19 protein-coding genes and 1 riboswitch are annotated in these 21084 nt (G+C 56.9%); of the genes, 6 read left to right on the plus strand and 13 right to left on the minus strand.

All coding sequences use genetic code 11. The features are described 5' to 3' along the window. Window positions 1-118: 118 nt before the first annotated feature. The 6 genes from LK04_RS00065 to LK04_RS00090 all read right to left on the minus strand — a co-directional run bounded on the left by LK04_RS00065 (window position 119) and on the right by LK04_RS00090 (window position 6853). Complete coding sequence (locus tag LK04_RS00065) at window positions 119-1645, minus strand: serine hydrolase domain-containing protein (RefSeq protein WP_039333350.1); 1527 nt, start codon at window positions 1643-1645, stop codon at window positions 119-121. Next, window positions 1642-2382, minus strand: coding sequence for an ABC transporter ATP-binding protein (locus LK04_RS00070; protein ID WP_039333348.1), 741 nt, complete (start codon window positions 2380-2382; stop codon window positions 1642-1644). Before LK04_RS00070 ends, LK04_RS00065 begins: the two co-directional genes overlap by 4 nt. A 141-nt stretch (window positions 2383-2523) precedes the next feature. Next, window positions 2524-3351 carry an ABC transporter ATP-binding protein gene (locus LK04_RS00075; RefSeq protein ID WP_039333346.1) on the minus strand — a complete coding sequence of 276 codons (828 nt, stop codon included), beginning with the start codon at window positions 3349-3351 and terminating at the stop codon, window positions 2524-2526. Further along, the gene (locus tag LK04_RS00080) at window positions 3352-4251 is read right to left on the minus strand and encodes an ABC transporter permease (RefSeq protein ID WP_039333344.1); all 900 of its coding nucleotides are present in this window, start codon (window positions 4249-4251) and stop codon (window positions 3352-3354) included. Further along, window positions 4248-5258 (minus strand): ABC transporter permease, encoded by a 1011-nt coding sequence (locus tag LK04_RS00085; protein WP_039333341.1) that lies wholly within the window; start codon window positions 5256-5258, stop codon window positions 4248-4250. The genes LK04_RS00080 and LK04_RS00085 overlap by 4 nt, the downstream gene beginning before the upstream one ends. Next, window positions 5258-6853 carry an ABC transporter substrate-binding protein gene (locus LK04_RS00090; protein ID WP_039333338.1) on the minus strand — a complete coding sequence of 532 codons (1596 nt, stop codon included), beginning with the start codon at window positions 6851-6853 and terminating at the stop codon, window positions 5258-5260. Before LK04_RS00090 ends, LK04_RS00085 begins: the two co-directional genes overlap by 1 nt. A gap of 199 nt (window positions 6854-7052) precedes the next feature. On the opposite strand from LK04_RS00090, the gene LK04_RS00095 reads away from it, so the two are divergent. Further along, window positions 7053-8108 (plus strand): dipeptidase, encoded by a 1056-nt coding sequence (locus LK04_RS00095; RefSeq protein ID WP_039333335.1) that lies wholly within the window; start codon window positions 7053-7055, stop codon window positions 8106-8108. Between the two features lie 2 nt (window positions 8109-8110). Further along, a complete protein-coding gene (locus LK04_RS00100; RefSeq protein WP_039333333.1) occupies window positions 8111-9025 on the plus strand; it encodes a LysR family transcriptional regulator in 915 nt (304 codons plus the stop codon). A gap of 60 nt (window positions 9026-9085) precedes the next feature. On the opposite strand, the gene LK04_RS00105 is transcribed toward LK04_RS00100, so the two are convergent. Together LK04_RS00105 and LK04_RS00110 are read right to left on the minus strand one after the other, a co-directional pair. Continuing rightward, window positions 9086-10438, minus strand: a complete 1353-nt coding sequence (locus LK04_RS00105; RefSeq protein WP_039333331.1) for an MFS transporter — start codon at window positions 10436-10438, stop codon at window positions 9086-9088. Window positions 10439-10610: 172 nt separating this feature from the next. Further along, complete coding sequence (locus tag LK04_RS00110; protein WP_039333329.1) at window positions 10611-11513, minus strand: GntR family transcriptional regulator; 903 nt, start codon at window positions 11511-11513, stop codon at window positions 10611-10613. 135 nt (window positions 11514-11648) lie between these two features. Here LK04_RS00110 and LK04_RS00115 point away from each other — a divergent pair, with 135 nt between their 5' ends. Beyond that, the gene (locus LK04_RS00115) at window positions 11649-12677 is read left to right on the plus strand and encodes a zinc-binding alcohol dehydrogenase family protein (RefSeq protein WP_039333327.1); all 1029 of its coding nucleotides are present in this window, start codon (window positions 11649-11651) and stop codon (window positions 12675-12677) included. Between the two features lie 138 nt (window positions 12678-12815). Here the strand turns inward: LK04_RS00115 and LK04_RS00120 are convergent, their stop codons facing one another. Continuing rightward, window positions 12816-13733, minus strand: coding sequence for a nucleoside hydrolase (locus LK04_RS00120; RefSeq protein ID WP_059109753.1), 918 nt, complete (start codon window positions 13731-13733; stop codon window positions 12816-12818). Between the two features lie 106 nt (window positions 13734-13839). Further along, window positions 13840-13915, plus strand: a riboswitch (Fluoride riboswitch). Window positions 13916-14006: 91 nt separating this feature from the next. Here LK04_RS00120 and crcB point away from each other — a divergent pair. Both crcB and LK04_RS00130 read left to right on the plus strand, forming a co-directional pair. After that, window positions 14007-14384, plus strand: a complete 378-nt coding sequence (crcB, locus tag LK04_RS00125; RefSeq protein ID WP_039333080.1) for a fluoride efflux transporter CrcB — start codon at window positions 14007-14009, stop codon at window positions 14382-14384. Between the two features lie 118 nt (window positions 14385-14502). Further along, a complete protein-coding gene (locus LK04_RS00130) occupies window positions 14503-15300 on the plus strand; it encodes a sugar phosphate isomerase/epimerase family protein (protein ID WP_039333082.1) in 798 nt (265 codons plus the stop codon). Here the strand turns inward: LK04_RS00130 and LK04_RS00135 are convergent. The 3 genes from LK04_RS00135 to LK04_RS00145 all read right to left on the minus strand — a co-directional run bounded on the left by LK04_RS00135 (window position 15297) and on the right by LK04_RS00145 (window position 17853). Further along, window positions 15297-15902, minus strand: a complete 606-nt coding sequence (locus LK04_RS00135) for an alpha/beta hydrolase (RefSeq protein WP_039333084.1) — start codon at window positions 15900-15902, stop codon at window positions 15297-15299. The two genes, LK04_RS00130 and LK04_RS00135, sit on opposite strands and share 4 nt — an antisense overlap. 11 nt (window positions 15903-15913) lie before the next feature. After that, window positions 15914-16855, minus strand: coding sequence for a glutathione S-transferase family protein (locus LK04_RS00140; RefSeq protein WP_039333086.1), 942 nt, complete (start codon window positions 16853-16855; stop codon window positions 15914-15916). 98 nt (window positions 16856-16953) lie between these two features. Beyond that, window positions 16954-17853 carry a LysR family transcriptional regulator gene (locus LK04_RS00145; protein ID WP_039333088.1) on the minus strand — a complete coding sequence of 300 codons (900 nt, stop codon included), beginning with the start codon at window positions 17851-17853 and terminating at the stop codon, window positions 16954-16956. A 253-nt stretch (window positions 17854-18106) separates the two neighbouring features. Here LK04_RS00145 and LK04_RS00150 point away from each other — a divergent pair, with 253 nt between their 5' ends. Continuing rightward, window positions 18107-19231 (plus strand): GNAT family N-acetyltransferase, encoded by a 1125-nt coding sequence (locus tag LK04_RS00150; protein ID WP_039333091.1) that lies wholly within the window; start codon window positions 18107-18109, stop codon window positions 19229-19231. Here the strand turns inward: LK04_RS00150 and LK04_RS00155 are convergent. Then, complete coding sequence (locus LK04_RS00155; RefSeq protein ID WP_039333093.1) at window positions 19228-21060, minus strand: ABC transporter ATP-binding protein; 1833 nt, start codon at window positions 21058-21060, stop codon at window positions 19228-19230. The two genes, LK04_RS00150 and LK04_RS00155, sit on opposite strands and share 4 nt — an antisense overlap. Window positions 21061-21084 lie beyond the last annotated feature (24 nt).

Here is a 21084-nt window from a genome sequence, read left to right on the forward strand (position 1 = left end):
ATGTAAGCTCCTGGGGATTCTCCCACTTGCCGCGTGATTCGGCCTTCGGCCTCACCCTGCGGGCCAGCGCAAGCGCTGTTCAAAAGCGCCGTAAGGCACTTTTGTGCTGCAACTCGAATTATTTTGGGCGAGCTGTCTGTAAAAATCTCACCACGCGGCTGCGATTCAACTGCAGCCTCAGCGCCTCGCCTTCGCGCGATATCACAAACCGCTTCTCCCACGGCCCATCCTGCGCGGTGGCTAACACCCGCCCCCCACCCAGCGATTGCAAACTGGCGCGTATCGCCGCCGGGCCGATGCCCATGATGAGACTGTCGCCTTCAATCACCATTTCACTGCGCCACGGCTGTGCAAACCAGCGGCCTTGCATTTGCTCAAGGCTGGCACGGTCTGCTTGCACCGGCACAAACCGACGTGGTGCATGACCAATTTCACCGACAATCGCTGCACCCTCATGGCGTAGTTGCATCGGGAAGGTGCTGGAGAGTGAGACCGCATCGCCATGCGCATCGGCACGCCATAAGGTTTCACCCGCACCGAGCCAGGTTGCGGTCACGCCGTTGATCTCCAGCCAGTCGGCGGCGTCCTCCGCCACATACAGGCCAGGCGTAAGATCGTGCCCTTTCTCCGGCAGGGTGCGATTGAGTAGCGCCGCCATCACGCGCAGGGCGCTTTCCGAGGTCGCGACATCCTCGCGATTCGCGACAATCGCCACACCCAGTTTCAGCTCCGGGTGCAGCAGGAAATAACTTTTATATCCGGCATGCGATCCACCGTGACCAAACAGCGTCTGGCTGCCCAACGTGGTGCTGGTGATGCCCAACCCATAGCCGCTGATGCGGCCATCATTCAGGCTGCGCGGTGCGGTCAGGCGTTGCAGCACACCCGCGCCTGTGCCGTTGTCTGCCAGCAGGCTTTGCAGCCAGCGCGTCAGATGGTGGATGCTGCCCGTGACACTGCCAGAGGCAGAAAGATGCAAACCGGCGCTGGCGAGCTGCCACTGTGCGCCGTTTTGCCAGTATCCCGGCACCAGCCCCGGCACGACATCAAACCAGGTTTCCGGCGCGAACAAATTGATATCCAGCGGCTCACACACATACTGTTGCAGCAGATCGTTGAACAACACGCCTTTGGCTTTGAGCGCTTCCTCCACCAGGCGATAGCCCGTGTTGGTATATGAAATCTCGCTGCCGGGCGTGTAATTGAGGTCGCCTTCCTGCGCGATAAACTCCAGTAACTCTGCGGCGCTGGTGGCGTTGTACACCGACAATCCCAGCAGCGACAGGGTTTCACGCACGTCGGGCAAGCCGCTACTCATATCCAGCGCCTGGCCGACGGTAATCTGGCCGTTAGCCCCGGTCAGCTGCGGCAGATGTTGGGCCAGCGTATCTTCCAGTTGCATGTAGCGACGGCCTGGCCCGGTTACCAGAGCGGCAAACAGATGCTTGGTGATCGAGGCAAAACGCACCACGCTGTCGGCGCTGAAGGGCGTTTGCTGGGCTAAATCGGCCAGCCCGGCGCAGTGGGTGGAGTGAATCTGATGGGCATCAAACAGCACCACCGCGCCGCCCGGCGCGCCTGGTTGCTGCCAGCTTTGGGTAATCTGTTGTGCCACCTCTGCGGCCTGTTGCCAGTTTGCGGTCATGCCGGTTCCTCCAGCGTCATGCTGAGATCGAAGAGTTGAGCGGTATGCGGATGCTGGATGCGTCGCGCGCGCAAATCCTCTGCGCTCAGTTGCTCCACCATCTCACCCTGCTGCATCACCCCAATGCGTTGACACAGATGCGTCACCACCGCGAGGTTATGCGTCACCATAATGTAGATGAGTTTGCGCTCAGAGCGTAGATCGCTGAGTAAATTGAGGATTTCGGCCTGTACCGACACATCCAGTGCGGAGGTCGGTTCATCCAGCAGCAGTACTTCTGGCTCGGCGATCAGGGCGCGGGCAATCGCCACACGCTGGCGCTGGCCGCCCGACAGTTGATGCGGGTAGCGGAAACGCACGGCGGCAGTCAGGCCAACTTCACTTAATGCCTGGCTGATGCGCTGCTCCGCGCGATCAAGCTGATGCACTAATAACGGCTCATGCAGAATGCGATCAATGGTTTGACGCGGATGCAGCGAACCGAACGGGTCTTGGAACACCATCTGCACCTGGCGATAGAAGGCGCGGCTGCGTTTAGCACTCAGCTGCATGCCGCCAAACTGCATACTGCCTTGCCAGTCGGCATTTAGCCCGGCAAGTGCGCGTAAAATGGTGGATTTACCCGAGCCGCTTTCGCCAACCATGCCAAAGCTTTCGCCGTTCGCGACGGCAAAGCTGACATCTTTCACCACCTGGTGCGCACCAAAGGCAATGCGTAGGTTATCGATTTGAATCATGGAGTTGCCTGTTTAAATCACCTGATAAATAGGGATGCAATCGGTAGCGGCGCAATTTATTGCGCATCTGGCAGCCACGCCATGGCTGCCGATACGCGCGATAAATAGCGCCGCTACGGATCAATGCGGCCTGATATGACGCTATTCCCGCCACGCCGCATCGCGCTGTAGTACCGGTAAACGCTCGCGAGGATGTTTCAACGACGGCAAACAGGCCAGCAACCCGCGTGTATACGGATGCTGCGCCTGCTGCAATTGCCCGGCCTCCAGCAGCTCGACGATACGTCCGGCATACATCACCGCCACGCGATCGCAAAAGTGCGACACCAGCGGCAGATCGTGACTGATCAGGATCAACCCCATACCGCGCGCCGACACCAGATCGTCAATCAACTTAAGGATCTCCGCCTGCACCGTGGCGTCCAGTGCGCTGGTGGGTTCATCCGCAATCAGCAATTCCGGGTCCGGTGCCAGCATCATGGCAATCATCACGCGCTGGCCCATGCCACCAGACACTTCATGCGGGTAGCGTTTCGCCACTGCGGCTGCATCACGAATCTTCACCTGCTCCAGCAGGTCAATCGCCGCCAGCATCGCGGCTTTGCGGCTGCCGCCCTTGTGCTCGCGCCAGGCTTCGGCAATCTGCTGTCCAATGGTCATCACCGGATTGAGCGAATATTTTGGGTCCTGCAGGATAAAGCCCACGCGCTTACCGCGAATCTGACGCAGCACTTTCTCGCTGGCACCGCGCAGATCAATACCATCGAAACGCAGCACATCGGCGTTCACTTCGGCGTTGCCGGGCAAGAGCTGCATCAGGCTGCGTGCGGTCAGGGATTTGCCCGAACCACTCTCGCCAACGATGGCGAACTTCTCGCGGCCGACGCTAAAACTCACGCCGCGGACCGCTTCAAAGGTTTCAGTGCGACTGCGAAACGCAATACGCAGGTTTTCAATTTCCACCAACATTTAGCGCTCCTTGGGATCCAGCACGTCACGCAGACCGTCGCCGAGAAAGTTAAACGCCAGTGAGGTCAGGAAAATCGCGATACATGGCATCAGCGGCACCCACCATTCGCTGAACAGGAAGCGGCGTGCGGTGGCAATCATCGTGCCCCACTCTGGCGAAGGGGGCTGTGCGCCCATACCGAGGAAGCCCAGGCTGGCGGCAGTGATGATGATGGAACTCATATCCAGCGTGATGCGCACAATCAGGCTCGGCACACACAACGGCATAATGTGGCGCAGGATAATGCGCATTGGCGAGGCACCGGTCAGCCGGCTGGCAGCGATAAAATCGCTGTGGCGGAATTGCAGGGTCTCTGCACGTGCCAGACGGGCATACGGCGGCCAGGCGGTTAAGGCAATCGCCAGAATCGCACTCTCCACGCCGGGCTTGAGGGCGGCGACAAACGCCAGCGCCAGAATCAAACGCGGAAAGGCGAGAAAGATATCGGTAATACGCATCAAGGCTTTATCGACAATGCCCCCGGCATAACCGGCGATGCAGCCAATCAGCAGGCCGAGCGGGGCGGTCAGCAGTACCACCGCGATCACCATGCCCAGCGTGGTACGTCCGCCGTAGATAATACGCGTCCAGACATCACGGCCCAGCTCATCGGTGCCGAGCCAGTGAGCCGCAGACGGCGCAGCTAAGCGGTTTTCCAGATGCTGAACACTGGGGTCAAACGGCGTTAACCACGGAGCAAACAGCGCCAGCAGCAGCATCACGGCAATCACCGCTAATCCGGCCATCGCCAGCGGGTTGCTGCGCAGACTGAGCCACAGGCGATAACGACGGCCCCACACCGCCTGACGGCGATTCGCAGGTGTGTCATCCAACAACCAGTCACGAGAGAAGAAAATCATTTTACGCGCGGGTCCCAAAGTCGATAAAGAAGGTCAGCCAGCAGGTTGAGCAGCACATACACCGTGCCCACCAGGAGCGTTGCACCCACTACGGGGTTCATGTCGGCGTTCATCAGAGAAGTGGTGAGATACTGGCCGAGACCAGGCCAGGCAAAGACGTTTTCCGTCACCACCGCACCTTCCAGCAAACCGGCATAGGTCAGCGCCAGCACGGTCACCAGCTGCACGGCCACGGTAGGAAACGCATGCCGCCAAATCACCCGGCGTGAGGACAATCCCTTGGCCCGCGCGGTAATCACGAACTCGCCGCTCAATGCATTGAGCATGAAGGTGCGCGTCATACGCGTGATGTAGGCCATGCTGAAGTAAGCGAGGATTAACACCGGCTGGGCCATGTGCGCCAGCGCATCCCAGAAGGCATCGGTCTCACCTGCCAGCAGTGAGTCGATGGTGAGGAATCCGGTGACCTGCGGCACCATATCCTGCCAGATGATGTCCTGCCGACCTGGACCGGGCGCGATGCCCAACACGGCGTAGAACACCAGAAGACTGAGTAACGCCAGCACGAACACCGGCAGCGAGTGTCCTGCCAGACACACCACGCGAATGGTTTGATCCACCCAGGTGCTCTGCCGCACTGCCGCCCACACGCCGAGCGGGATGCCGATCAGTGCGGCGATAATGATTGCGGCCGTGGCTAGCTCCATGGTGGCGGGGAAGAAGCGCGCAATATCGGTGGTGACCGGGTTCGACGTCAGAACCGATCTCCCCAGATCACCATGTAATAGCTGGTTGAGGTAATGGCCAAACTGGATGTACAGGGGCTGATCCAGCCCCATTTCCACCCGCACACGATCCACTACCGACTGCGGTGCGTTATCACCTACCGCCGCCAGCACCGGATCGGTGGGCATCACACGACCAATAAAGAAGGTCAGAACCGACAAACCAAACAGCGTCAGCACCAGGCTTCCCAAGGTGCTGACGATTTTTTTCAGTATTGGCATCAGGCTTTTTTCACCTGATCATACGGCCACTGCTCCAGCACGGTCATGTGTACATCTTTGATATTCTTGCCGCAGGCGATATTTTTGGTTTTCTGCATCATGAAGATAAACGGACTCTTCTCACGGCCTAACTGCTGAATCTGCTGATAGAGCGCGATGCGTTTGGCCGGATCCGGCTCGTGCAACGCCTGTTCTGTCAGCTTGTTAAACTCGTCATCAGACCAGCTGCAGCGCCATGCCAGGGTGCGTGCACGTGCGTTGTCGCTGTTATCGGTATTGACGCAGAAAGCTTCGGTGTTGGAGTTAGGATCGAAATAGTCTGCACCCCACACGGTGAGCGCCAACTGATGCTGACGGGCACGCATTTTGGTCAACACCTGACGGTTCTCGGCGGCAATCAGCGACACTTTGATACCAATCGCACCCAGCTGCGTCTGAATGGCCTGGGCAATATCTGGATAAGGCTGCATGGAGTAGTGGTCGAGGGTGATCTCAAAGCCATTCGGATAACCGGCTTCTGCCAGCAGTGACTTGGCTTTGGCCACATCTTTGTGGAATGGCGTGTCGTCCAGCGCGGCGGGGAAGCCACTCGGCAGGAAACTTTGATGGGTGATAAAGCTCATCGACAGAATGTTTTTCTGGATGCTGTCGTAGTCCAGCGCCCACTTCAGGGCCTGCCACACCTGAGGTTTTTTCAGGTATTCGTTATTGGTGTTGCATGACATCAGCATGATGGCCGACAGCGATTGATTTACCAGAGACACGCTGCTGTCGTTTTTCAGCGGCAAAAGTTGTTCAGTGGTGAGGTCGTAGGCCGCATCGACATCGCCTTTCTTCACCATCAACGCCTGCGCGGCTGGGTCAGCAATGTGCTTGAGGATCACGCGCTTAATCTTGCTCTGCGCGGCATATTGCGGGCTCAGTTCAAGAATCACCGTCTCACTGGCCTTCCAGGTGCGCAGAGTGAAAGCACCCGAACCGGCGCTGTGCTGCTTCAGCCAGGCATTACCAAAGTCATTGTTCTGCTGATTGGCTTCACAGGCTTTTTTCGACACGATGCTGCCCACAGTGGCGGACAGGCAATACAGCAGGAAGGTTTCTGCTGCCGGTGCGCCAAGTTTCATTTCTACGGTATGGGCATCTTTCGCCGTCACCATCTGGGTGACGTTGTCTTTGGTGAAGCCAAATTGGTTGATGATAAAGGCCGGGCTTTTATCCAGTTTAACGATACGTTCAATCGAATAGGCGACGTCTTCTGCCGTCAGTGGCGTACCGTCGGCGAATTTTGCCGCTGGATCGAGGTGGAAGGTGTAAGTGCCGTTATCGCTGCTGACATCCCAGCTTTTGGCCAGTTGGCCGACGATTTTTTCCGCGTGCTGCGGATCGGGCATCACCAACTTTTGGTACATGTTGCCGCAGATTTGGCCGCCAGTGGCTTCGAAGCTTTCATGCGGGTCAAGGCTGGTAATGTTGTCGAGCTGCATGGCCATCACCAACATGCTGGGTGGGGTATCGGCAAATGCAGTGTTAAGGCTGAGGTAGGAAAAAGCAGGTACGGCTGCGCATCCTGCGAGAAAACGTCTTCTGGTTACCATGACAACTCCAAGTTATTGATTATTAAAATTAAATTATTTTATTTTGCTGTTTTATGTCTTGACTTTCCCCGTGTGCAGGGGGATTAATAATGGGATTAAGTCATTTGTTTCACGCTTGAATGCTTGCCTCTTTTTGGTGCAACCTGCCCCGCTAATTGGCAGCGCTTGCGCTTTCTCCCGAACCTGGAACCGATACAACATGTCTGACACGCTTAACCTCGACATACCGGTCTTTGACGGTCACAACGATGTGCTCAATAAACTGTGGCAGCACCATCAGCCTGATGCGGTGCAGGCATTTCTGCAGGGCACCGGCCGTGGCCAAATGGATCTTCCCCGTATCCGCCAAGGAAATATGGTAGGTGGGATTTTTGCCACCTGGGTGCCGTCACATCCTCTGATTGCAAGAAGTGCGCCAGACCTCTCAGATTTTCCTCAGGAAATTATTGGCGCTGCGCGTGAGGCGACTTTTTCGATGCTGGCGCTGCTGCTGCGTATTGAGCAGGCTTCTGCAGGGCAGGTGAAAATTTGCCGCAGCGCGCGCGACATTCGCGAGTGCATGGCGAAAGGCGTGCTGGCGGTGGTGATGCATGTGGAAGGGGCCGAAGCGCTCGATACTCATGGTGAGCTGCTGGATATTCTCTATGCCAGCGGCTTACGTACCCTGGGGCCACTGTGGAGCCGTCCGAATCAGTTTGGTGATGGCGTGCCGTTCCTTTACCCCTCATCACCGGATATCGGCAACGGTCTGACGGCAGCGGGCAAGCAATTGGTGCGCGACTGTAACCGCCGCCGCATCATGGTTGATCTGTCGCACATGGATGAAAAAGGCTTCTGGCATACCGCGGAAATCAGTGATGCACCGCTGGTGGCGAGCCACTCCAATGCCCATGTCATTAGCGCGCAATCGCGCAACCTCACCGATCGCCAGCTGGCGGCGATCAAAGAAACCCACGGCTTTGTTGGTGTCAACTTCGCGGTGCCATTCCTGCGGGAAGATGGCGACCGTCATGCGCCGACCACCGTTGATGCCATCGTGCAGCACGTGGAATATCTGCTGGAAAAAGTGGGCGAAGATGGCGTGGGCTTTGGCTCTGATCTGGATGGCGCGACCATGCCGGGGGATATGAAAGATGTCGCCGGTTTCCCGTTGATCGTCAACGCATTGGCGGCACGCGGTTATTCGCGTGAGCTGCTGGAAAAAATCTGCCACGGCAACTGGCTGCGAGTGCTCGAAGCCACCTGGGGCGAATAATCATGCGGCTGCGTCATATTGAGGTGTTTCAGGCGATTGTGCAGACCGGCAGCATCAGTGCGGCGGCGCGATTGCTGAATGTGTCGCAGCCGAATGTCAGCCGGGTGCTGAATCATGCAGAACAGCAACTGGGTTTCGCGCTGTTTGAGCGGCGGGCGCAAGGGATGATTGTTACCGCAGAAGGGCGGCGTTTGTTACCGGAAGTGGAAGATCTCTACCAGCGTTTGCAGTCGATTACCCAGCTAACCGAGCAGCTGCGACGCGGCGAGGGACAAATTGTCCGTGTCGGTGCGGCACATGCTTTTGGTCAGATGGTGTTAGCCCCGGCGCTGGTGAACTGGCGTCAACAAGCGGCGTCGGTGAGCGTGGAGTTAGTGACTGAGCACTTCAGTACGCTGTGCCAGATGATCATGGATAATCAGCTCGATTTTGCACTGGTGTTTGGTCAGCAGGTGGATGCCGATTTGCTCGCGGAGCCGCTGTTTCAATCCTCAATGGTGGCGTTATTGCCGCAGCACCACACACATAACGCCCCCGCCACGCTGGAGTGGCTGTGCGCCAATAACCTGTTGATGATGCAGAATCATGACCCGCTGGGCCGCGTGTTGCATCGCGCCCTGCGTGATAAAGGTCTGGACCCGGCGGTGTCACTGTCGATTAAAACCTACTCGGTGATTGCGGATATGGTGCTGGCGGGCGGCGGTGTCGGCGTGGTGGATCTGTTCACCGCCTGCCGCTATGCCGACCAACTGAAATTACTGCCAGTGGCACAGCCGCTGCCGTTTGAAGTGATGCTGATCAGCCGCCGCGATCAGCCGCAATCGCAGTCAACGTTGCAGTTAAAGCAGGTGATTCGCAATAAGTTATGGGAAATTGCACGTCAGTGTGAAACGCGGTTTTTTACCAGGTCGGCATAAATGCCGACCCTACGAAATCACGTGAGATCGCTGTAGGGTGCGCATTAATGCGCACCTGGATTACACCCCATCCGTAATCGGTTTACGCACTAACACCAAATACGCCAGCGCACCTACCACCGCCACACCGGCACAGATCATCAGCGCCAGGCTAAACGACTTCGTGGTATCCAGCACCCAACCGGTGATCACCGGGGCGAACGAGGCGAAGACAAAGCTGGCGAAGTTCTGGATGCTGCCTACTGAAGCCGTCATACGCGCGGTGACGTTGGCGTGAATCAAGCCCCAGCACGATGTCCCGGCAAAGTGGATACAGAACAGGGCCATACCGATCAAGGTAACGGCGCTGGTGGTATCTGTGGCGCGGGTGACGAAAGTCGTGAAGGCCGCAGACAGCAGCATGCCGCTGACAATCGACACCTTACGTACTTTCACCGCATCCATGCCGCGACGCACCAGTGCATCCACCACATAGCCATTCAAGAGCATGCCAGCTGCACCAAACAGGAATGGAATCGCCGCCAGCAAACCGGTGCTTTTCAGATCCAGATGATAAGTGGATTGCAGATAACCCGGCAGCCAGGCAATGTACAGCCAAGCGGTGTAGTTAATGCCGCTGAAGCCAATCATCATGCCCCACATGGTGCGCTGCTTAAACAGGCCACGCCACTCGGCAAAGCTCAGCGGCTCTTTGCGTGAGGCCACGCTGCCCGCCTGCAAATAGTGGATCTCTTCCGCGCTCAGCTTGCTGTTATCGCGGTTGCGATACATCAGATACCAGCCGATGGCGAGGAACATGCCGAGCACGCCGATGGTGACGAACATGCCGCGCCAGCCCATTACCAACATCATGGCGGCCAGAATCGGAGGCGCAACGGATAAGCCGATCATCGAGGCGGCGTTAAACATGCCCATCGGCATACCGCGATCTTTGATGTTGAACCAGTCGTTGATTACTTTAACGCCGCACGGGTTCATCGGCGCTTCACCGATACCGAGCCCGATACGCACCAGCACAAACTGGGTGAAGTTATGCACCAGACCGGCCGCCGCCTGGAACAGTGACCAGATAAACATCCCCAGTGCCAGCATGATGCGTGGCCCTTTGCGATCAAGCAGTGCACCACAGGGCAGCTGCGCTAAACCGTAAGCCAGCGAAAAGGCTGACAGCAGCACGCCAATCTCGGTGGCTGACAGCCCCAGTTCACCCCGGATGGTCATATTTGCCACCGACAGCGAGCTGCGGTCGAGATAGTTAATGATGGCGGCAAATAGCAGCAGCAACATCGCCGTCACCTGAATCTTTTTAATGCGCGGTGAGCGCACCACGTCACTGCGCGCCGGGACAAAATCTTGTCCGTCGGCGACGGGTGCGGGTGCGGTATCACGACCACGTGCGGATGTATTTTCCATTGCAACCTCCCAGGTATGGGGTCTTATCGTTATCAACTGTTGGGATCCTGCGGCAGCGAAACGGTGCTGCCACAATGGATTGCTTTGGAGACTAGAAGTAAACCGATCGGGATGTTGCGAGGATGTTTCAGATTCGTGCGGGCGCTTATGCTTTGTGGTTTTTAATCGGTTTTTAATTGTACTGACGAATACAGCGGATCATCGATGACTTCGCCGTGCCGAGATGGTTATGTAAGGCGCATAACGCCTCCACATCCCGGCGGCTGATCAAGGCTGTCAGAATCGCCATATGCTCCTCAAGTGCCACAATATTCCGCTGCTTCAAATCGGTCTCATCCCATTGATAATGCGAATGAAAAATCACCGATATAATCTCCAGTGACTGATTGAAAAACGGGTTGTTAGCGGCGGAAAGAATCAGCGTGTGCATCTCCTTATCCAGTGCAGCAAAGTGGCGATAGTTGCTGGCAATGGTGTCGCGCATCGCCCGGTGGCGATCTAGCAGGTCACGTGCCTGAATCCAGCGCTCATCTTCTGAAGGCAGATTAAGAAAGCGCGTCAGGGCATGGGTTTCCAGCATCTCACGCAGCTCGAACAGGTTTTCGGCGTAAGTCTGATCAAACTTTTTCATGCGCCAGTGCCCGCGTTTAACGGGTTCCAGCAGATCGTAACGCATAAAGCGCAGCAGAAATTCGCGCACCACCACCGGGCTGGCTTTCACCTGCTGTGCCAGCTGCAACTCGCTAAAGCTGTCGCCGGGCATCAGCTGGCGCTGGTTTATCAGGTTAAAAAACGTCTGCTCGAACTGCAGCGCCTGCTGATCGATCGGCGGGCTGAGGGCGCTAAAACCATCGTCTTCGCTGGGATCGCGTACGATAACGTAGGTCTCTTCGACTTTATCCAGTACACCACGTTCATGCAGATGTTGCAGGGTGTGGCGCACGGTGGTGCGGCTGATATTAAACATTTCAGCCAGCGCTGCTTGCGGTGGCAATGGAGAACGGATGTGACGTTTGGCGATGCCCTCCAGCATTTGATTAATGACATTCTGGCGCAAATTTTGGCTTCGACTCATCGTGTTCTCCGGTTTTTTATTTATTAAAAACCACACAAAGCCCAAAAAAATGGCGCTGCTTCACACTTCCGCAGGTGCAAAAAGCGGTTATCGCCGATTTTCGCCATAACTGCGACATCAGCACAGGAGAAGCCCATGACAACAATGAAAACCCTGGTGGTTGCCGAGCCGCGCAACATGGTGTGGCAGCAGCGTGAGAAACCTACGCCCGCCGCGCACGAGATTTTGATTAAACCCATCGCCGCCGGTATTTGTGGTACCGATATCCACGCCTGGGCGGGAAATCAGCCGTTCTTCAGCTACCCACGCGTGTTGGGTCATGAACTCTGTGGTGAAGTGGTTGAACTGGGCAACCGGGCAAACGGCTTTAAGGTGGGGCAGCGTGTGGCGCTGATTCCCTATGTGTCATGCCAGCAATGCGATGCCTGCCTGAGCGGAAAAACCAACTGCTGCGAAAATATCTCGGTGATTGGTGTGCACCAGGACGGCGGCTTCTGTGAGTTTCTCAGTGTGCCGGCCAGTAATCTGCTGGCCGTGGATGAGGTGGAGCCGGAAGCGGCGGCATTGATTGAACCCTTTGCCATCAGCGCCCATGCGGTGCGCCGCGCAGCGGTAGCAGCGGATGAGCAGGTGCTGGTGGTAGGTGCTGGGCCAATCGGTTTGGGCGTCGCGGCGATTGCAGCGGCGGCGGGCGCGCAGGTGGTGGTCGCAGATACCAGTGAACCGCGCCGTCAGCATGTGGCGCAAAAACTGGGGTTAGCGACGATCAATCCCCTGGCAGACAATTTTGACGCGGCTTTGCGGGCAGAGTTTGGCGGGCGACTGGCGGCGAAAGTGATTGATGCCACCGGCAGCCCGGCAGCGATGAACGGTGCGGTGAAGTTGATTCGTCACGGTGGCACCATCGTGTTTGTTGGCTTGCACAAAGGCGATCTGGTGATCCCGGATATTGAGTTTCATAAACGCGAAGCCAGCGTATTGGGCAGTCGCAACGCCACCCATGAAGATTTCGCTAAAGTCGGCGAACTGATGGCTTCTGGGCAGTTACGTGCCGACATCATGCTAAATCGCCATTACAATTTTTCGACCCTGGCGGAAACCTTCGAGTCTGAAGTGATTAACAATCGCGAGCTGATTAAGGGTGTGATTCAATTCGCACGCTGAGATTGGGCGTATCGGGGTTACAGCTTGCTACTTTTGTCTATGAGATATCGTCAGCCGGGGCCGCTTTGGGTCCGGCTGGCTTCGTAGCTAAGGTGCGGAGTGGTGAAGGGCATTGTGAGGCTACATCTATTCGGTACCCTACATTTGCAGTGCCGCAAAAAAGTGTTCCCGTACCGCTTCGGCATCCACGCCGAGGCACAAGCGCTGTGGGCGGAGTCCGGCAAACGGATCTTCACGCGAGGCGAGGGCGCTCAGGCGTCGTACTGTTTGACCGCGGCTAATGCCTTCGGTCACCACCCGCACTGGCGCTTCTGTCACCGTAAAAGCCTGCGGCAATGCCAGCCATGACAGCGTCAAGGTGTCATGCAGCGCCATCCCCTCAAAGCCCTCTTTTTGCAAGCTGTAAGCCAGATACGGACGGCAAATCGCGCTCAGCACTGGCTGATTTAACTGCCGCACTTCCTCTCCGGTGATCAACACCTTATGGGTAACATCCAGCGGCACCACCACCACCGGTAGCGCCGAGGCCAGTACCTGATCGGCAGCATGCGGATCTTTCCAGATATTGAACTCGGCGAAGGGCGATACATTGCCGGAGTGGCCGTCGGTGCCGAATGCACCGCCCATGATCACCAACTCCTTCACCAGCGGGATAATATCGGGCGCCTGGTTGATGGCACTGGCGATATTGGTCAGCGGCCCAATCGCCACAATCGTGATGGCATGCGGCTGCGCACGCACGCTGTCGATAATGAACTGCACCGCGCTGGGGGCCTCTTCGCTGTGCGGATTGTCGAAGGCATCACCCAGTCCATCGATGCCGTGCAGCGTGGCGGGCGCAGAGGGGGCCAGTGCCAGCGGACGCGAACAGCCGCGATACACCGGCGCATCAATGCCCATCTTCTGGCAAAACAGGCGGGCATTTTTCACCGCCTGGCCAACCGCCACATTGCCAAACACTGTGGTAATCCCCAGCAACTGCTGAGTTTTCGCCGCGTAGGCCAGCGCAAAGGCATCGTCCACACCGATGTCCGTGTCAAAAATCAGGGTACGCATTGGGATCTCCTCTCTCATGATGGCTCCACGTTAAAACATAATCGTATGCAAAGGTAAGCCAATCGTTGCCCGATATTGTCACCCCCGCTGTGCCAGCGTATTATCATGCCGCTAAGGTGATGGCGTGCCACCTTCCCCAACCGCCGTTCTGGAAACAGACGGCTGATGACGCCTGACAACACTCGTATCCCTGCGCGGGAGACGGCGGTGTGTCAGGCGTTTTTCTGTCCTGCCGCGGCCCTGCGCGTAACTCATTTCAGGAGCTCCAAAAGTATGTTGAAGTCGTTACTGGCTGTTGTGCTCGGTGGTGCCGTGGGCTGTTCGCTGCGCTGGCTGATCTCGCTGCGTTTTAATGCGCTATTCCCTAATCTGCCGCCGGGCACTTTGATGGTAAACCTGGTGGGCGGCTTTATCATTGGCGCGGCGCTGGCCTTTTTTGTGCGTAACCCGCACATCGATCCTTTCTGGAAGTTACTGATTGTCACCGGCCTGTGCGGCGGCTTAACCACGTTCTCCACCTTCTCCGCAGAAATTGTCGGCTTGCTGCAAACCGGGAAGTACCTCTGGGCGATGTCGAGCGTAATGGTGCATGTTATCGGTTCACTGTTGATGACTTTTGCCGGTTTTGCCGTGGTCAATTTGCTGGGATAAATCCCCGGCGCATCACGGGCTTGAAATAACGCCTAAGAGGTAGATACTGGTCGGTGTTCTGTTTGCGTGACAAGCAGAACCTGTCACCGATTTATCCGGACGATTAGGGAGCCCGTTGATGCGAAGTAACCCCAAATTCCTTAACCTGGTGTTGTTAAACGGTGAACCTGAGCAAAAGCTGCGTGCCGCACGTGCAGCGGGTTTCGAGCAGGTTGAGATCTGGCGGGAAGACGTTGAAGCCAATACAGCGCCGCTGGCGCAACAGTTAGCCCTCGGCTTTACCAATCTGCAGGTGCTGCGCGATTTCACGGGTGCGCCGGATCATCTGCGGCTGCAAAAGCGCGAGGAAATGCGGCAGTTCATCCAGATTGCACAGGCGATGGGCTGCAACACGCTGCAGGCACCTGCCACCACTCGCACAGACTGCGTGGCCGAACGTATCGATGAAGATTTGCGCTGGATGGCATCCGAAGCCGCACGCTACAACATGCGCATCATGTATGAGCCGATGGCGTGGTGCAGCGTCGACAATACGCTGCCGCTGGCATGGGAACGTTTGCAGCGACTGGATCAGCCGAATATCGGGCTGGTGGTCGATCTTTTCCACATCTGTGCGTTAGGCGGTGATGCCTCGCAACTGGATGGTATACCCGCCGATCGGATTTACGAGGTGCAACTGTGTGATATGGCGGAGATGCCGCCGCAAGAGCCGGGTGCGCTCAGTGACTATGCGCGCCACCAGCGTTTACTGCCCGGCGACGGCATCATTGAAGTCGAACGCTTTATCGATAAGCTGAAAAGTGGCGGCTACAGTGGGCCGGTAGGCATTGAAGTGTTCAACGATGCATTAAAAGCGCAGCCGCCGGAAGTGGCTGCGCAACAAGCCTGGCAGGCACTAAACCGTTACTGGCCTTAATCCTGCAGGCACTGAGCGATAAAGGTCGCGGCCTGCATGGCACCCTGTGAAGAGAGGGTATGCCCGGTAGTGGCTTCATAACGCGCTTCGACCGCCAAACCCGCTGCCTGCAGACGCTGCGCGGCGGATTCAGTCTCGCTGTAGGGAATCACGCCATCTGCTTTGCCGTGAATCAGCAGTGCCGGGGTATGGGCTTGTGGGGTTAATGTACCGTCAAAAGAGAGGCGGCCTGAAAACGCCACCACGCCTGCTAATGGGTAGCGTCCCGATGCCAGCGCATCCAGCGCCATAATCGAGCCCTGCGAAAAGCCCACCAGAATCACTTTATCCCACGCATCAGCCATCCCGTGCTGCGCCATCAACTGCTGTAACGTCGCATCAAAGGCCGCACGCGCTTCGCGTACGCGCGCCGGACGGTTTTCTGTCGTGATCCCCGTCAGGCTAAACCACTGGTAACCCATTGCATGTTCAAACGGAAAAGGCGCATTCGGCGAGGCAAAAGCCACATCTGGCAGCAGACTGGACCAATGCTGACCCAGCACCGCCAGATCGTCGCCATTACTGCCTACACCGTGTAAAAAAATCACTAATGCTTTTGCCATGCCACTGCTCCTTAAAAACCGTAATCCGCCATATCGGGGCCAACCGGCACAATACCGTTGGGATTCAACGCTTTGATTGAGTAATAACCCTGTTTGATATGGTCAATGTTAACTGTCTGACGCACACCCGAAACCGCCAGCATACTCTTCAGATAGCGATCGAGCAGCGGATAGTCGCGCAGACGGCGCAGGTTACATTTGAACAGGCCGTGGTAGGCCACGTCAAAGCGGATCAGCGTGACAAACAGACGAATATCCGCTTCGGTCAGGCGCTCGCCCAACAGGAAGGTGCGACCATCCTGCAAGCGTTGCTCCAGTTCATCGAGCTGGCTGAATACGTCGTTGAACGCCTGCTGATAGCTCACCTGAGTGGTGGCAAAACCGGTGCGATAGACGCCATTGTTCAGACGGGGATAGACCGATTCGTTGATCGCGTCGATCTCGGCACGCAGATCCTCGGGATAAAGATCGAGGCTATTGTTCGCCAGATCGCCAAATCCACTGTTCAGCATGCGCAGGATATCCGCTGACTCGTTGTTCACTATGGTCTGCGTCTTTTTATCCCACAGCACCGGGACGGTGGCGCGACCGGTAAAGTCGGCATCTGCGCGGGTATACAATTCGTGAATGTATTCGGCCTTATTCAGCCAGTCGCGGTCGGCACCGGGATAGTCGCCGAAATGCCAGCCCTGTGCGCCCAACTGCGGTTCCACCACCGATACGCTGATGACATCCTCCAGTCCCTTCAGACTCCGCGCCACCAAGGTGCGGGAAGCCCACGGGCAAATCAGCGCCACATACAGATGATAGCGATCCGGCTCGGCTGCAAATTCGCTGGAGCCGTCTGCGGTGATCCAGTGGCGAAAACTGGACGTCTGACGGACAAAACCGCCTTGTTTATCGGTGGCTTGTACCGGATGCCACTCTGCGCTCCACTTACCGTTTACCAACATCGCTCTGCTCCTCTGTGGTGATAGAGTCAGCATATCGCGCTGCTGGTTGGGTGATAATCCGGGCAAAATGACAATCATTGCTTCCAAATTGGAAGGAATCAGCCGGGTGGTTGCTGCTGGAAATGTTCGGCGAGGAAATCAATCAGCAAGCGGGTCTTTTGCGCCAGATGGCGGGCGGGCGGATAGAGGGCAAACAGGCCCAGCGGTGGCGTGGCAAAGTTTTCCAGTAGCGAGACGATTTCACCCCGCTGTAGCGCAGGCGCGGCGATAAAACCGGGCAAACGCGCGATGCCCAAACCAGCAATCGCCGCCTGCAAACAGGCTTCGGTATTGGAAAAACATAAACGGCCGCGAATCGGCATGCTGACGCTATCGCCGCAAGGTGTGACAAACGGCCAGTGCCAGGGATCGCGAAAATTGGTGTCGCTGATACATTGATGAGCGGCCAGATCGCGCCAGTGCTGTGGCGTGCCTTGTTGCAGCAAGTAGGCGGGCGATGCCGCCACGCGAATCGGCACATCACCCAGACGGCGCGCAATCAGGCTGCTGTCATCCAGCTTGCCAATGCGAATCGCCATGTCGAAGCCTTCATCCACGATGTTGACTGCACGATCGGAGAAATTAACGTCCAGTTCAATCAACGGATAGTGGCGAGCGAAAGCCACTAACACGCTGGCGAGCACCGCCGTACCGAAAGTGCCAGGTGCGCTGATTTTCAGGCGGCCGGTGGGGGTGGTGGCGTTTTCACGTACCGTGGCATCCAGCGTATCGAAGGCTTCCAGCAAGGTTTTCACCCGTTCGTAATAGGCCCGACCCACTTCCGTGGGCGACAGTGCACGCGTGCTGCGTTTAAACAGCTGCACCCCCAGCTCCTGCTCCAGCCGTGACACCAGCTTTGAAGCCTGGCCGCTACTGGTGCCAAGACGCTCAGCGGCGCCAGCAAAACTGCCCACTTCCAGCACCGCGACAAACATGCGGTCACAATCGAGACGATCCATGGCGGTTCCAGTCAAGGGAAAAGGGTGAGTATACGTGATTGATTGAAATTTCTGTGGTTACGTGCACTGATTAAAGCGGTCGCCATAAATGGCGACCCTACATTTGTAGGGTGCGCATTCATGCGCATCTGGTTAAAGGCCGCATGAACTTTAATCGTATCTGATCCATTAGGCATTCAGTGCGCCGCCTCTTTTCCCCTGCCGCAAAACCTGTTGAACTAGGCTTTCGCCTCAAGCTGGCCGGGAGCCATCAATGTCTTTGCTTCACCTGTCATCGCTGACGGAGATTTCCGCTCTCGAATGGGATGCGCTGTTACCTGACGATCAACCTTTTCTACGCCACGCCTTTCTGCTCACGCTTGAAGAGAGCGGTTGCGTGCGGCCAGAAAATGGCTGGCAGCCCGATCACCTGCTGTGGCGTGAAAATGGCACGCTCAGCGCCGCACTACCGGGCTATCGAAAACGCAATTCTCAGGGCGAGTATGTGTTCGACCACGCCTGGGCGGATGCTTGCCACCGTGCGGGCATTCAGTATTACCCGAAATGGCTGGGCGCGATTCCCTTCAGCCCGGTGACCGGTGCCCGTTTGTTGGGGGATCATACTGCCATTACCCAACTGCTGGCGGCATTGCCTGACCATTTACAGCAGCACAGCCTGAGCGGCGCGCATATCAACTTCACCACGCCGTTCGCCAACGATGTTATGGCGCAGCAACCCGACTGGCTGGCACGCCTTGGCATTCAGTATCACTGGCACAACAAAGGCTACCGGGATTTTCAGGATTTCCTCGACACCCTGATGTCGCGCAAGCGTAAACAGCTGCGTAAAGAGCGTGAACAGGTGGCGAGCAGCGGCTTTGAATTTCATTGGTATCGCGGTGATGAGCTGAGCGAAGATCAGTGGGATTTCGTCTACACCTGTTATGCCAACACCTACGCGGTGCGCGGGCAGCGTCCCTATCTGACGCGCCAGTTCTTCAGTTTGCTGGCCGAACGTATGCCGCGATCGATACGGGTGACCATCGCCAGCGTGCAGGGCCAGCCGGCCGCCATGGCCTTTTATCTGGTGGATGGTAATACGCTCTACGGGCGCTACTGGGGCTGTCTGGCGGAGTTTGACCGCCTGCACTTTGAAACCTGCTTCTATCAGGGGATGGATTTCGCCATTGCCGAAGGGTTGCAGCGCTTTGATGCCGGAGCACAAGGTGAGCACAAACTGGTGCGCGGCTTCGAACCGCAAATTACCCACTCATGGCACTACCTGTGCCATCCGGGATTGCGTGCAGCGGTGGAGGAATATCTGGTGCAGGAGCGGGCAGGGATGCGCGCCTGGGCGATTGAAGCGCGCGATGCCCTGCCGTATCGACGTGGCGATTAATCCGCGCCGACAAAACCACCGGTCTGATGCTGCCACAAACGCGCGTACAAGCCGCCGTGTGCCAGCAGCTCGCGGTGGTTGCCCATCTCGACAATTTCACCTTTCTCCAGCACCACCAGGCGATCCATTTTGGCGATAGTGGAAAGACGGTGCGCGATGGCAATCACCGTTTTGCCCTGCATCAGGGTTTCCAGGCTCTCCTGAATCGCTGCTTCCACTTCGGAATCCAGTGCTGACGTGGCCTCATCCATGATCAGAATCGGCGCATCTTTCAGCAGCACGCGGGCGATAGCGATACGCTGACGCTGGCCGCCAGACAATTTCACCCCGCGCTCACCGACATGTGCATCCAACCCGGTACGGCCTTGTGGATCGGACAGCAGCGGAATGAACTCATCAGCACGGGCGCGGATAATCGCCGCTTGCAGCTCATCCTCAGTGGCATCCGGACGCCCGTACAGCAGGTTTTCACGAATCGAACGGTGCAGCAGCGAGGTGTCTTGGGTGATCATACCAATCTGCCCGCGTAGGCTCTCTTGTGTCACCTCGGCGATGTTCTGGTCATCTATCAGGATGCGCCCGCCGTTGATGTCATAGAGACGCAGCAGTAGATTGACCATCGTGGATTTACCGGCACCGGACGGCCCGATCAAACCGATTTTCTCGCCGGGTTTGATGGTGAGATTGAGGCGATTGATCACCTGGCGACTGCCACCGTAATCAAAGCGCACATCTTCAAAACGAATCTGGCCGCGTGAGACCTGTAGCTTTTTCGCCTGCGGCTCATCCTGCACGCTCAGCGGCTGGGCAATGGTGTTCAAACCATCTTGCACCATACCGATGTTTTCGAAGATGCCGTTGACCACCCACATGATCCAGCCTGACATATTCACCAGGCGAATCACCAACCCGGTGGCCAGCGCAATGGCGCCCACGCTGATCAGGGACTGGCTCCACAACCACAATGCCAGCGCTGAGGTGCTGACAATCAGCAGGCCGTTCAGTGTCGACAGCGTGATATCCATGGTGGTGACCATGCGGCTGGCGTGCTGGGTTTTGTCGGTCTGCTCCTGAATCGCTTCACGCGCATAGCGCTTCTCCAGATCGTTGTGGGCAAATAATTTGATGGTGGCGATATTGGTGTAGCCATCCACAATGGTGCCCATCAGTTTCGAGCGCGCCTCGGAAGAGACCACGGAACGCTGCTTCACGCGCGGCACAAAGAAGCTCAGCGACACGCTATAAGCGACGATCCAGATAATCAGCGGAATCATTAAGCGCCAGTCGGCTTCGGCGAACAGCACCAGCGAGGTCACGGCGTAAATCACCACATGCCAGATGGCATCCACTAACTGCACCGCGGAATCGCGCAGTGAGTTGCCGGTTTGCATGATGCGTTGGGCGATGCGCCCGGCGAAGTCATTCTGGAAGAAGTTCAGGCTCTGGCGCAGCACGTAGTTGTGATGCTGCCAACGGATCATGCTGGTCATGCTTGGGTTAATGCTTTGGTGCACCAGCATATCGTGCAAGGCGATGATCACTGGCCGTAAGATTAGGGCGACAAAGCCCATCCACAGCAGCACCGGCCAGTTATCGGTAAAAAGGGTGGCGGGTGTGGAGTGATTCACCAGGTCGATAATACGGCTGAGATAGCTAAACAGCGCCACTTCAATCAGCGCCTGCGCCAGCCCGACAATCAGCAGGGCGACAAAGCTTGGCCACACCTGACGCAGGTAGTAGAGATAGAACGGCCATACGCTGGCGGGTGGAGAATCGGTTGGTGCATCCTGGAAAATATTGATAAAACGTTCAAAACGACGATACAACATAAAGTCACTCTTTCCGTTTGGTGA

It is taken from the genome of Pantoea vagans, assembly GCF_001506165.1.
Taxonomy (GTDB): Bacteria; Pseudomonadota; Gammaproteobacteria; order Enterobacterales; family Enterobacteriaceae; genus Pantoea; species Pantoea vagans_C.